The organism is Arthrobacter sp. B0427-1-12, assembly GCF_059092905.1.
In genome coordinates this window covers 64,944-77,558 of sequence record NZ_JBNHIC010000022.1, presented here as the reverse complement: position 1 = coordinate 77,558, position 12,615 = coordinate 64,944, and the positions used below count along the sequence as shown (strand labels likewise).

Sequence of the window (12,615 nt, the reverse complement as noted above, 5' to 3'; positions counted from 1 at the left end):
TGCTTCTGGCCGTTGTGCAGGACCTTGAGGCGCTCCAGCTCCGAAACATTCGTGGCATTGCGGGCGTCAGTGGTCAGGGACATGATTCTCCTTTGAATGAGGTGGGTTGCTTCAGGACGAAGCGGGTTCGGATGTAGTCAGAAGGGTGGTTGAAGGATCGGAGGTTTCGGCGTGCGGCGCCGGCTCCAGGTTCGGCGTGAACCGCCGGTGCACTCTGGGGCCGAGCACGGCGTAGAGCGAGGCGCTGGTCAGGCCGCCGGCCAGCCAGGACAGGTCCAGGCCGCCCATGGCCACCGCGAACGGTCCCTGCATCACCGGCAGCAGGCCGTACATGAACAGCCAAGTGGTGAAGATGCCGCCCAGCAGAGCGGTCACGCCGGCCCAGTTCACGCCGGGCAGCCGGGTGGTGCCGACCGGATCGAACAGGCGGTTGACCGGCAGCGGGTTGCGCCGCTCCAGCCAGTAGTAGTGCACCAGCATGATGCCGCCCCAGGAGGCGACCCAGGCCACCAGGCCGATCAGCCAGGCATCCAGCACGGAGGCGAAGTCCTCCTGGTAGATGAAGAAGACCACTGCGGCGAGTGCGAAGACACCCACGATCAGGTTCAGGGCGCGGCGGTTGAGCTTGACATCCAGCGCCTGGGCGGCGACGGAGAAGGTGTAGATGTTCAGGATGTTGGTGGCGATGGGACCGTGCAGCACCATCAGCAGGACCGGGATCGCCAGGACACCGTAGTTCTCCACGATCAGCTGGCCAGGGTCGATCGACCCGCTCTTGGTGGCGAGGCTGGCACCGAGGATGCCCAGCCAGATTACCGGGATGAACTGGCCCAGCACGGACGCCAGATACACCTTGCGGCGCGGCACCTGGACACTCACGAAGCGGGAGTAGTCTGCGGCGTAGGTGAACCAGGTGATGCCCCAGCCGATTCCAATGGCGGTCATCACGGCACTCATGGCCGCGATCCGTTCGCCGCCGGTGAGGATTTCGCCGACAGGTCCGGCGTAGCCCCAGTCGATGTCCATCCCGAACCAGGCGACGGCGGACATGGCCACCAGAACGGCGATGGTCGGCGGGACGGTCCACTTCTCGAAGGCGGCGATGGCCTTGTATCCGAAGAAGGCAATGATGACCTGCGCGACCATAATGATGGCGGCCACGGCGATCTTCGCCACGTAGTTCGGCTGCGCGGGATCGACCCAGCCGATGCTGCCCAGCAGTGCCATGACCAGGTCCAGGATGATCCAGGTGTTGACGGCGCACCAGCCGATGCCCAGGGTGGCCTGGATGGCGGCTGGAAGGTAATTGCCGCGCCGCCCGAACGCCGCGCGCGCCAGCACCATGCCGGTGGCACCGGTGCGCTGGCCGATCAGGACGAAGAAACCGAAGAGGATCATGCCGATCAGGTTGCCTGCAACCAGGACGGTCACCGTATCGGCGAAACCGAGGCCCAGGTGGATGCCCAGGGCGCCCAGCACCCAGTTAATCGGGGCCAGATTGGCGCCGGCCCAGATCCAGAACTGACCGGCAACACTACGCGTGCGCCCTGACTCGGGGATGGGCTGGAGTTGCTGTTCATAATCATCCGTGGACGGCGTCGTTGCCGTATGTCCGGATGCCGCAGGAACTTCTGCGTTCATGGGAAAACCTCCAGTGGTTTAGCGATACTGATAGGCTATGTGGTCTGCGTCACCGCCAACAATAGACGCTGTGTCGAGTTATTTCCCCGCTGATTGGACGGATCGTCATGCCCCTGCCCTTGACCCGCATCTTCGATCACCCGGCTTTGCAAGCTGCAGCCCCGGTACTGCGGGCAGGGTCATCGGCCGCCGGGTCGGCGCAGGTCCGGTGGGTCCATTCGAGCGAGGTGCTGGACATCGCTCCACTGCTCCGCGGAGGCGAGCTGCTGCTCACCGGAGGCACAGCGCTGGCCCACACGGAGCCGCAGCAGCGCCGACACTACGTGACCGAACTGGCCGAACGCGGCGTCGCGGCCCTGGCCATCGAAACCGGCGGACCGCTGCCCGCGTTGCCCGCCGACGTCGTGCGCGCCGCGGATGAGGCGGGCCTTCCGCTGATCGAACTGCGCGCCGTCGTCCCTTTCGTCGGAGTGGCGGAGGCGATCAACAGCCTGCTGGTCAACGAATCCGTGGCAGTGCTCCAGCGCGCGGATACCCTTTCCCACACGATGGCCGCGGAGCTGGCCCACGGCGGCGGGCTCGACGAGCTGCTGGGGCTCCTGGCGGCCGATGTGCCTGCGGCGGCGTCGCTGATCGACCCCTCCGGCGAAATCTTCGCCTCCAGTGCGCCGCCGGCGCCGGCCGCGGAAGGGGACGGCCGCGAAGGAGACGGCGATGAAGGCACGACGCCGGCACGCACCTTGGATTTCGACGTCAGCGTACGCGGCATCGTCACAGCGACCCTCCGGCTGGAGCTGGGACCCGACGGCGACGCGACGCTGGCCCGGGTGGTGGCCGAGCGCGCGGTGGACATCCTCTCCTTGGCCCTGCTCAAGCGCCAGCAGCCCAGCCTCAGGGAGGTGGCAGGCGCCGAGCTGCTGCGCGCGGTGATCGGCGGAGCCCATGGAGAGCGGCTCCTGCAGCTGTGCGGGGCCGCCGGGATCGATCCCAAGCGCCCGGTGGTGGTGGTGGCCGGCCGGATGCTCGATGCCTCGCTGCGGGCCGGCGCGGTGGAGCAGCTCCTTCGCAGGCGGGCCCGGCACGTCGTGACCTATGTCAGCCACCACGAGCTGGTGGCCCTGGTCAGCCTCCCGGAATCCGGGACCAGCACCTCGAGGGCGGAGCTGCTGGCCGAACTGTCCGAGGCGCCCGCGGGTTCCGCCCTCGCCTGTGCTGTCGGCCCGGTGGCGCCGGGTATTGGGCTTGCTGCCCAGTCCCTTTCCGAGGCGCAGCTGACCTTCGATTTGGCCCGCGGGGAGCTGAAGCCCGGAGCGGTGCTGGACGCGGAAGCGCTGGCACTGGAACGACTGGCGGCCCGGCAGCTGAGCGAGACGGCGGTGCGCAACTTCGTCCAGGAACAGGTCAGCGAATTGCTGGAGCATGACGCCACGAAGGGGTCGCGGCTGGCGGAGACGCTGGACGTGTGGTTGGCCTCAGGCTGCAATACGGCAGAAAGCGCGCGGACGCTCCATCTGGAACGGCAGTCCATGCACAACCGGCTGCAGCGGATCTTCGAGCTGGTGGGCGGAGATCCGAGGGGCACGGAAAGGCTGGCGGGGCTGCATATGGCGGTGCGGCTGGGACGCCGCGGCAGCTATGGCCCGACGTGGCGGAGCACCTGAGCCGGGGTCAGTCGATGTACTTGTGCCGGCCGGCCAGGACGCCGAAGAAGCCCATCGCCACCATGAGGACCGCGGTGAGGCTCAGCGGCAGTGCCCAGTCCCCGGTGAGGTCGTACAGCGCACCGAAGGCGATCGGGCCGGCCGCCGCCATCGCATAGCCGACGGACTGGGCCATGCCGGACAGTGCCGCGGCCTGCTGATGGTGCCGGGTGCGCAGGCTGAACAGCGTCAGGGCCAGCACGATCATGGAGCCGCAGGCCAGTGCCAGCAGCACCGTCCAGACCAGGGACAGCTGCGGGGCCAGCACCAGGCCCAGGTAGGCTGTGGCGGCGAACAGGCCTCCGATCACTGCCACCGGCCGCTGGTCCGGCAGTCGGTGCAGCAGCGCGGTGGCGCCCAGGTTCCCGGCCACGCCGCAGATCTGGAACCAGAACATGTTCCAGCCGCTGGTCACCGCATCGACGCCGTGGCTGGCCTCGATGCTGGGCAGCCAGGTGCCGATGACAAAGAAAGCCACAGACTGAAGCCCCATGAAGATAGTCACCTGCCAGCCCAAGGCGGAGGTCCACGGCGACCGGAACGACGCCGGTGCTTCCGCAGCCGGGGAGGCTTCCGACGTCGTCCGCCACCTCAGTTTCGGCAGGAACCAGGCGAGTGCAAGCACCGCCAGCCCGGCCCAGATGCCCAGCGCCAGCCGCCAGCCGGCCGGCTCGGCGCCGGCGATCGGCACCACGAAGCCCGCGCCGAACGCCGCCACGACGCTGGTGACGGAAAAGTAGAGGCCGGTGATCGAGCCGGCCCGCTGCGGAAAGTCCCGCTTGACCAGCGATGGCAGCAGGACGTTCAGGAACGCGATGGCCACACCCAGCAGCGCGGTGCCGGTCCACAGTCCGCCCGGGACCTCGGCGGAGCGCAGCCCGATGCCGCCGGCAAGTACTGCGAGCGCAGCCCAGAGGGTGCGCTCCAGGCCGAGCCACCGTGCCGCAGCGGGCGCCAGCGGCGAGAACAGCGCAAAGCTCATCAGCGGCAGGCTGGTCAGCAGCCCGGCCGCGGCTCCGCTGAGGCCCAGATCCTGCCGGATCCCGCCGAGCAGCGGTCCGACGCTGACAAAGGAGACGCGCAGGTTGACGGCAATGAGCAGCACGCCGATGAAGGCCAGGCCCAGGCGGGCGCTCCGCTGCGAAACTGCCTGCTGGTTTGTTGTGGTGGTCATGCCTGCTCCTGTCCGGTCCGCAGATCCAGCACCCGCGCCTCTTCCACCAGGGCTGCGGCAATCTCCTCCGCCTCCCTGGACCGGCGCTGCCCAATTGCAGCCAGCAACTCGTGGTGCCTGGTTTCCAGCGGAGCATCGGGATTGGAGACGAGGGTACGGGAGATGCCGGCCATCACCGCTTCGTGCAGATGCGCGTACAGTTCGGTCAACAGCGCATTGCCGCTGGCGGCGACCACGGCGGCATGGAACGCGAAATCTTCGGCGACGTAGCCCGCGTCGTCCCGGCGGTCCCGGGCCGCGTCGCGCCGGCGCAGGATCTCCTGCATGTCCGCGATCTGTTCTGCGGTGGCCCGCTCGGCGGCCAGGCCGGCGCCCCGCTGCTCCAGCAGCGAGCGCACCTCGTAGGCGTCCCGCGGATTCCCGGCGCCGACGCGGCGGTGCAGGCTCACGCCCAGTTCGCAGCTGGCCCGCACATAGGTGCCGTCCCCCGCACGGGCTTCCAGCAGGCCGGCATGCACCAGCGACCGCAGTGCCTCCCGGACGCTGTTGCGGCTGATGCCCAGGTCCGCGCTGAGCTGGTTCTCGGCCGGAATCTTTTCACCGACCGGCCAGGTGCCGGAGGCGATCAGGTCCTTCAGCTGGTCGGCTACCTGCTGGGCCAGCGGAACGTTCCGCGCGGGTCGGGTGAGCTGCATCTGAGTCTTCCAAGGGTAAGCGGCAAATGTAGGACATTTGGACGTTACCTTGGAGATGGCGGTTTGGACAATAACCTGGTCCTCGGGTGCTGCCCGAAGTGCTGGTCGGGAACGTCCGTCAGTCAGTAGACTGTCGGCATGGCTGCTGCATTGGTTCGCCCTCGGAAAGGCAAGCTGATCGCCGGGGTCTGTGCCGCCCTTGCGACCCGTTTCGGCATTCCGAAGCTACTCGTTCGCCTCGCATTCATCATTTTCGGATTGGTCGGTATCGGAGAACTGGTCTACATCGCGCTGTGGATCATGATCCCCAAGGCGCCGGCCTGACGAAGTCATCAACGTCGAGGACTGTACCCTCGCCGCAGTGCCCCGCGTCCGGATTCTGGAAAACCTATGTGATGGACATGGCCACCGGCGACAAGCGCACCGGACAGGGCCGCAAGTTACCCGCAGCCCTGTCCGGGATATAAGGCGCCAGGCTGCACGACTACGGAACTTACTTCCGCCCCGGCAGCACCACCAGTGCATCCCCCACGGCCCGCTCGGTTCCGCCGGCGTTCGACGGAACATTGACCACCGAGCCGTCCACCACCATGGTGGTGGATCCGCCGCCGTCGAGGTTGATGGCCTCCACCATACCCAGCGATTCGGCCACCTGCGCCGCTTCCTGCAGACTGAGCCCCAGCGCGGAGGTCTGCCGGCCGTCCGCGGTCACCAGCAGCAGCCGCCCGGCGGCATCGATGCCGGCGATCGTGCGCGGGTTTCGCTTGTGGGCCCAGCCGTAGAAGTTGCCCGGATTGTCCGCGTGCACGATGCCGTCGCGGGCGGCCGTCACCCGGATTTCGCCGTCCTCGACCAGCTGCGGGCCGCCGTTGACCACGTAGGTGTCCTTGCCTGTCTTCAGCTTTTTGCCCTCGGAATCCGCCAGCTCCGAAGTGACCCGCAGCTTGTCGCCCACCTGCGCCAGCTCCGCCAGCCGCTGCGCGTCATCACCGATCGCCTGGATCGTTTGCCCGCCGGCCGGAACCGCGGTTCCGCGCGCCGGATTCACCGCCGTGACCCGGTCCTTGGCATCGAGGACCACCTCGACCCCGGCGCCGGCGGGCGTCGAGGCGCCGAACTCAGTCGTGAATGCCACGAGCTCGTCCGCGTCGGTGCAGGTCACGTCGTGCTTGGGCAGCGAGGTCACCAGATCATCGGCGGTGCCGCCGCAGTTGCGGATCAGGCCCGGCACGCGGTTGATTCCGTCCAGCGCCAGTTCGGTTCCCTTTTCGGTGACCGTCCCGCGCCAGGTGAGGCGTTCGACGTCGGCCTCCGCCTTCCGGCCGTCGATCACCAGGGACGGCCGGTCGCCGACAGCCTCGCTGAGCACCTGCCCGGCGTACACGCCGGCGCCGGCGGGGTCGCCCTCCGCGCCGTGGGCGGCGCTGAAGACGAAGAAACCCGCGTTGACTGCGGCGAGGGCGCCGGCCCCCGCGGCCAGTTCGCTGGTGGTTTCGCGCTGTTCCAGATCCGGGCCGAACGTGGCGGCCAGGCCGCCGTCGAATTCCTTCGGATCGATGGTGAGGACCTCCAGCGCCCACGGTCCGCGGGTCTGGTCCGCACCGGCGGCGTCTCCGTCCCAGCCGGTGTACCAGACGGAAGCGCCGTAGCCGGCCGCCTTGACGCGTGCCGCCGTCGTACTTCCGGCCTCCTGGGACGCGAAGCCGCCCACGCGCACCCGGTAGCCCAGGTCTCCCCCGGCGTCCGCCAGCCGCGGTGACTCCACGCGCTCCACCCGCGCCTCGAGGCCGCGGGCCTGCAGGTCCTCGGCGACGGCGCGGGCGCCGGCTTCATCCGACAGCGCGGATGCGGCACCCGCCGGGTCCGACGACGGAATGGTCACCTCGACGGTCCAGCTCAGGCTGGCGTTGGCCATGCCGCGGTCGATCGCCGTATGCGTCACCCCCGGAGCCAACTCCGTCACCGTACGGTTCTCGGGAAGGTCTGCCGCACCGAGGTTGAGCGTTTCGGCCGGCTGCCCGGGAGCCGGGGCGGCCACAGCGGGCCCGGCCAGGACCGGAGTCATCAGGGCAGGAACGAGCAGGACGGGAACGACGGCGGAGGCCGCCAGGGCGCGACGGCGCCGGGCAGAAATCGTGGGCATACGCCCACGCTAAGCGAACAGCTATGCGCGTCCACGCGGATGGCGACCAGGTTCGGCAACTGTTCGCCTGAAGTTCATGGGGAGGGCCAGCATCCATGGACCGCACTGCCGAAGCGGGTGCCTGGTCCGCCTCAGGGCTTGCGGGGCACGATGTAGGTGCTGCCGTCAGCCCTCCTGACGGTTTCCCACTGCTGCTCGGTTTCCTCCTGCTGGCTGTGCAGCAGCTCCTTGTTTTCCTCGGTCATGGCATGATCCAGCGAACTGGACTGCGCCGGCCCGAAAATGAACCGGGCCTTGCCGGTCACGCGCATAAATTTGGAGGCAAAGCTCTCACTGTGGGCCATGGAAGAATCCCTTTCCTTGGTGTTCCGCACATCTAATCGTACGCTAAACATTAGGGCACGAAATGATACGCAGGGACAATGCCCGGAAAGGCGGACGAGACATGACTGTTCAACAAGACGAGGACCTGCTTCTGGAACACCAGCTGTGCTTCGCCCTCTCGGTGGCATCGCGCAGCGTTGTGGCCGCCTACCGGCCGGTGCTGGAGAAGCTGGGTCTGACCCACCCCCAGTACCTGGTCATGCTGGCCCTGTGGGAACAGAGCCCGCGTACCGTCCGCAGCCTGAGCGAAGCCCTCACGATGGAACCGGCCACGCTCTCCCCCATGCTCAAGCGCCTGGAGGTGGGGGGACTGGTCTCACGAAACCGGGTTCCGGGCAATGAAAGAGCCCTGGCCGTCGGCCTGACCGACAAGGGAGCGGCCCTGCGGACCCAGGCCCTGGATGTGCCCGGCACGATGATGGAGCGCCTGGGGCTGACCCGGGACGATGTCCGGAAACTGAACCGCACCATGCGCGACATCATTGCCACCACGAACCGGACGTAGCCCCTCCGCAACCCCGGCTCTCGGCCGGCGCCCCCACCAATCCCGCTGAGCAATCCACCTGAGCAATCCCACTGACCGGAGGACATTCCACCATGATGCGCGAGCTTTCCCACTATGCAGACAGCCCCTCGAGGATCCGCCACGGCGCCAGTTTCGTGCTACAGGAAGGCAGCTGATGGAGGAGGTGCTGTTCGAACGTCGCGGCCACCTCGGCGTCATTACCCTTAACCGGCCCCAGGCCGTTAACGCCCTCACAGCGCGCATGGCCCAAGCTATGCTGGAGCAGCTCACCGCTTGGTCGGACGACGACGCCGTTGCAACGGTTCTCGTGCAGGGCGCCGGTGAACGCGGCTTGTGTGCCGGAGGCGACATCGTAGCCATGTACCAGGACATGCTGACTGGGGGCAGCCAGACGGCGGACTTCTGGCGGGTGGAGTACCGGCTGAACTCGCTCATTTCCCGTTATCCGAAGCCCTACGCGGCAATGATGGACGGTCTGGTCCTGGGCGGTGGCGTGGGGATATCAGCGCATGGATCGATCCGCGTGGTCACCGAGCGCACCCGGATGGGCATGCCGGAAACCACCATCGGATTTGTACCCGACGTCGGCGGCACCCTGTTGCTTGCGCACTCACCGGGGGAAGCCGGCACCCATGCGGCCCTGACGGGCGCCCATCTCAGCGGTGCGGATGCCCTGTTCCTGGGCCTCGCTGACTACTTTGTGCCAACTGCAGATCTGGCCGATTTGGCGGTGGCGCTGGAAACCGAAAGCGCGGAAGCCGCCGTCGCCCGTTTTGCCGAAAAAGCTCCGGACTCTGACTTGGAGGCTCAGCGGGAGTGGATTGATTCCAGCTATGCGTCCGATGACGCGGAGGAAATTCTCCGGCGGCTGCTCGCCCAGGGTGGTGAGGCGGCCGCGGCGGCGGAAACCATACGGGCGAAGTCCCCGACGGCGGTCAAGGTTGCCCTGGAGTCGCTGCGCCGCGTGCGGGGGAAGACCCTTGAGGAAGCCTTGGACCAGGAGTATCGGGTGGGGCTTCGCTGCCTGGCCGCACCGGATTTCCGCGAAGGCATCCGTGCGCAGGTGGTGGACAAGGACCGCAACCCGCAGTGGAAACCGGCCAGCCTGGCGGAAGTGTCCGCGAGCGACGTCGAGCACTACTTGGCGCCCTTGGGGGACCGTGAACTGGGACTGGCCGGCGTGGCCGCCGGTACCGACAGCCAAGAATAAGCCTGGAATTCGGATAGCGTGGAGTTCGACCAGATCCAGACGATTAATTCAGGCGAGGGGCAAGGCGTGACGCAGCCGTACGAAAACATTCTGGTAGAGCGCCGCGGCCGCGTGGGCCTGGTGACCCTGAACAGGCCGGAAGCACTGAATGCGCTCAACAAGGCCACCATGGACGAACTGGTAGCGGCAGTCACCGCAATGGATGTGGACCCGGAGGTCGGGGCTGTGGTGCTGGCGGGCTCCCCGAAGGCATTTGCGGCTGGTGCGGACATCAAGGAAATGGCTTCGAAAGGGTACATGGACATGTACGCTGCCGACTGGTTCCGGCGCTGGGAGGACCTCACCCGGCTGCGTATCCCCGTGGTGGCGGCTGTGTCCGGTTTTGCCTTGGGCGGCGGCTGCGAGCTGGCCATGATGTGTGACTTCATCATCGCTGGAGACAACGCCAAGTTCGGCCAGCCGGAAATCAATCTGGGCATCATTCCAGGCATGGGCGGTTCGCAGCGGCTCACGCACGCAGTAGGCAAATCCAAAGCCATGGACATGGTCTTGACCGGCCGCTTCATGGGTGCGGAAGAAGCGGAACGCGCCGGACTGGTATCGCGGGTGGTACCGTCCGCGGATGTAGTGGCTGAGGCCGTGAAGGCCGCCGAAGTGATCGCCTCCAAGTCCAAGCCGGTTGCCATGCTGGCCAAGGAAGCCGTCAACGCCGCGTTCGAAACGGGGCTGGCTCAGGGCGTGCTGTTCGAGCGCCGTATTTTCCATTCGCTGTTCGCCACCGAGGACCAGAAGGAAGGCATGGCCGCCTTCACCGAGAAGCGCCAGCCGGAGTTCAGGCACCGCTAGAAGGCGCTAAGCATTTGTCTTGGCTCGCCCACTGAGGCCAGCCGCCGACGGGCCCCCGTTACTTCATGGCTTCCGCACGATGGACCCGCACCCCGCAAAGGACTAGCGTGGCCAGCATGAAGACCGCAGTGATCGGAACCGGACCCGTCGGCCGCATCCTGGCGGACAAGCTCGCGGAGGTGGGGCACGATGTCGTGATGGGGACGCGCAGCCCGGAGGCAACGCTGGAACGCACCGGCAAGGACGCAGCCGGCAACCAGCCATTCGCCCTCTGGCACGCAGCCCACCAGCACATTCCCCTGGTCGCCTTCGCCGAGGCCGGCGACCACGGCGAACTGGTGGTCAATGCCACGGCCGGTGCCGTGTCGCTGGAGGCGCTGGCCGCCGTCGGACCTCAGGAGGAAGCTGTGCTGCTGGACGTGGCCAATCCGCTGGACTTCTCGCGGGGCTTCCCGCCGTCGCTGTCCATCGCCAACACGGACAGCCTGGCCGAGCAGCTCCAGCGCGCCTTCCCGCAGACGCGGGTGGTCAAGGCCCTGAACACGATGAACCACCAGGTCATGACCCAGCCGGGCCGGCTATCCGCGCCGCACAACGCATTCGTCGCAAGCGATGACGAGGAAGCCAAGGAAACGGTGACCGGGCTGCTGGAGGAGTTCGGCTGGCCGCCGGAGAACATCCTGGACCTCGGCGGGCTGGCCGCCGCCCGCGGGATGGAGATGTACCTGCCGCTCTGGCTGGCCACCATGCAGTCCATTGGGACCGCGGATTTCAACATCCACATCGTCCGCGGCGCGCCCGGCTAAAGCCGCTTAAATAGAGGAACCCCCGGCCCTGAATCCGGGGGTTCCAGCCTATTGGGGGCAGGTCAGCACTCCACCACATTGACGGCCAGTCCACCCATGGCCGTCTCCTTGTACTTGGAGCTCATGTCCTTGCCGGTTTCGCGCATCGTGATGATGACTTCGTCCAGTGACACGCGGTGCGTGCCGTCGCCCCACAGCGCCATCTTCGCCGCGTTGATCGCCTTGGCCGCCGCGATCGCATTGCGCTCGATGCAGGGGACCTGCACCAGCCCGCCGATCGGATCGCAGGTCAGGCCCAGGTTGTGCTCCATTGCGATCTCCGCAGCGTTCTCCACCTGCGCGGGGCTGCCGCCCATGATCTCGGCCAGGCCCGCCGCCGCCATGGACGACGCCGAACCCACCTCGCCCTGGCAGCCCACTTCCGCGCCGGAGATGGAGGCCTGTTCCTTGTACAGCACGCCGACGGCGCCGGCCGCCAGCAGGAACTTGATGACGACGTCGTGCCTGTCCTCCTCCGTGGCCTCCGCCATGCCCGGCGCGTAGTGCGTGGCATAGAACAGCACCGCGGGGATGATGCCCGCCGCACCGTTGGTCGGCGCGGTGACCACCCGGCCGCCGGAGGCGTTCTCCTCGTTCACCGCCAGGGCCACCAGGTTCACCCATTCCTGCCAGTACTTGGGATCCCGGTCCTTGTCTTCCTTCAGCAGGCGCGCGTGCCACCCAGGCGCCCTACGGCGGACCTTCAGTCCGCCGGGCAGCACGCCTTCACGCTTCAGGCTGTTGTCCTTGCACTCCTCCATCACGTTCCAGATGTGGAGCAGGCCCTCCCGGATTTCCTCCTCGGAGCGGGACACCTTCTCATTGAGCATCATGATGTCGCTGATGCCCAGGCCGGTATCCGCACAGTGCCTGAGCAGCTCAACGGCAGTCCGGAACGGGTACGGCAGCTGTTCCTTGGACGACTCCAGCTCCTCCGCCGCGGCGTCCTCCTCGCCCTCGCGGACAATGAAGCCGCCGCCCACGGAAAAGAAGGTGGCGCTGTGCAGGACCGTGCCGGCGTCGTCCTTCACTTCGAACTTCATGCCGTTGGTGTGCCGAGGCAGGATGGTGAGCGGGTGCAGCACCATGTCCTCCACGGCGTAGCGGATGCTCCGGCCGGAACCATCGGCGCCGGAACCGGCCACCTGCGAGCCGAGCTGCAGCTGGCCGGTTTCGGCGATGGTTGCCAGGCGTGATTCGACCTCGTCCGGAAGGATCAGCTCCGGGTGGAAACCCTCCAGCCCCAGCAGCACTGCGGTCATGGTGCCGTGCCCGCGGCCGGTGGCGGCCAGCGAACCGTACAGATCCACGCGCAGTTCCGCCACCTGGTCCAGCACTCCGGTGGAGACCAGCTCCTCCGCGAAGACGGCAGCGGCCCGCATCGGGCCCACCGTGTGGGAACTGGACGGCCCGATGCCGACGGAGAAGAGGTCGAATACGCCTACAGCCAT

Annotated in this window: 12 protein-coding genes; 6 read left to right on the top strand and 6 right to left on the bottom strand. The window is 67.3% G+C overall.

Features of this window, described 5'->3' with window-relative positions; all coding sequences use genetic code 11:
* Window positions 1–111 precede the first annotated feature (111 nt).
* Window positions 112–1,641, bottom strand: a complete 1,530-nt coding sequence (locus AC5RWU_RS14195; protein WP_494031544.1) for a purine-cytosine permease family protein — start codon at window positions 1,639–1,641, stop codon at window positions 112–114.
* Between the two features lie 107 nt (window positions 1,642–1,748).
* On the opposite strand from AC5RWU_RS14195, the gene AC5RWU_RS14190 reads away from it, so the two are divergent.
* Window positions 1,749–3,302, top strand: a complete 1,554-nt coding sequence (locus tag AC5RWU_RS14190) for a PucR family transcriptional regulator (protein WP_494031543.1) — start codon at window positions 1,749–1,751, stop codon at window positions 3,300–3,302.
* Between the two features lie 7 nt (window positions 3,303–3,309).
* Here AC5RWU_RS14190 and AC5RWU_RS14185 read toward each other — a convergent pair whose 3' ends face one another.
* Entirely contained in the window at window positions 3,310–4,515 is a 1,206-nt protein-coding gene (locus AC5RWU_RS14185; protein ID WP_494031542.1) for a CynX/NimT family MFS transporter, read from the bottom strand.
* The gene (locus AC5RWU_RS14180) at window positions 4,512–5,210 is read right to left on the bottom strand and encodes a FadR/GntR family transcriptional regulator (protein ID WP_494031541.1); all 699 of its coding nucleotides are present in this window, start codon (window positions 5,208–5,210) and stop codon (window positions 4,512–4,514) included. Before AC5RWU_RS14180 ends, AC5RWU_RS14185 begins: the two co-directional genes overlap by 4 nt.
* 138 nt (window positions 5,211–5,348) lie before the next feature.
* Here AC5RWU_RS14180 and AC5RWU_RS14175 point away from each other — a divergent pair, with 138 nt between their 5' ends.
* Window positions 5,349–5,534: a PspC domain-containing protein gene (locus AC5RWU_RS14175; RefSeq protein WP_494031540.1), complete on the top strand. Its 186-nt coding sequence runs from the start codon at window positions 5,349–5,351 to the stop codon at window positions 5,532–5,534.
* Between the two features lie 169 nt (window positions 5,535–5,703).
* Here the strand turns inward: AC5RWU_RS14175 and AC5RWU_RS14170 are convergent, their stop codons facing one another.
* Both AC5RWU_RS14170 and AC5RWU_RS14165 read right to left on the bottom strand, forming a co-directional pair.
* Window positions 5,704–7,353 carry a phosphodiester glycosidase family protein gene (locus tag AC5RWU_RS14170; protein WP_494031539.1) on the bottom strand — a complete coding sequence of 550 codons (1,650 nt, stop codon included), beginning with the start codon at window positions 7,351–7,353 and terminating at the stop codon, window positions 5,704–5,706.
* A 131-nt stretch (window positions 7,354–7,484) separates the two neighbouring features.
* On the bottom strand, window positions 7,485–7,697 hold the full coding sequence (locus AC5RWU_RS14165) for a hypothetical protein (RefSeq protein WP_494002731.1): 213 nt from the start codon (window positions 7,695–7,697) through the stop codon (window positions 7,485–7,487).
* 101 nt (window positions 7,698–7,798) lie between these two features.
* On the opposite strand from AC5RWU_RS14165, the gene AC5RWU_RS14160 reads away from it, so the two are divergent.
* The 4 genes from AC5RWU_RS14160 to AC5RWU_RS14145 all read left to right on the top strand — a co-directional run bounded on the left by AC5RWU_RS14160 (window position 7,799) and on the right by AC5RWU_RS14145 (window position 11,125).
* Window positions 7,799–8,242 carry a MarR family winged helix-turn-helix transcriptional regulator gene (locus tag AC5RWU_RS14160; protein ID WP_494031538.1) on the top strand — a complete coding sequence of 148 codons (444 nt, stop codon included), beginning with the start codon at window positions 7,799–7,801 and terminating at the stop codon, window positions 8,240–8,242.
* A gap of 175 nt (window positions 8,243–8,417) precedes the next feature.
* Window positions 8,418–9,473, top strand: a complete 1,056-nt coding sequence (locus tag AC5RWU_RS14155) for an enoyl-CoA hydratase/isomerase family protein (RefSeq protein WP_494031537.1) — start codon at window positions 8,418–8,420, stop codon at window positions 9,471–9,473.
* A gap of 66 nt (window positions 9,474–9,539) precedes the next feature.
* Window positions 9,540–10,319 (top strand): enoyl-CoA hydratase, encoded by a 780-nt coding sequence (locus AC5RWU_RS14150; RefSeq protein WP_494031550.1) that lies wholly within the window; start codon window positions 9,540–9,542, stop codon window positions 10,317–10,319.
* A gap of 116 nt (window positions 10,320–10,435) precedes the next feature.
* Window positions 10,436–11,125 (top strand): NADPH-dependent F420 reductase, encoded by a 690-nt coding sequence (locus tag AC5RWU_RS14145; RefSeq protein ID WP_494031549.1) that lies wholly within the window; start codon window positions 10,436–10,438, stop codon window positions 11,123–11,125.
* Between the two features lie 62 nt (window positions 11,126–11,187).
* Here the strand turns inward: AC5RWU_RS14145 and AC5RWU_RS14140 are convergent, their stop codons facing one another.
* Complete coding sequence (locus AC5RWU_RS14140) at window positions 11,188–12,615, bottom strand: L-serine ammonia-lyase (protein WP_494031536.1); 1,428 nt, start codon at window positions 12,613–12,615, stop codon at window positions 11,188–11,190.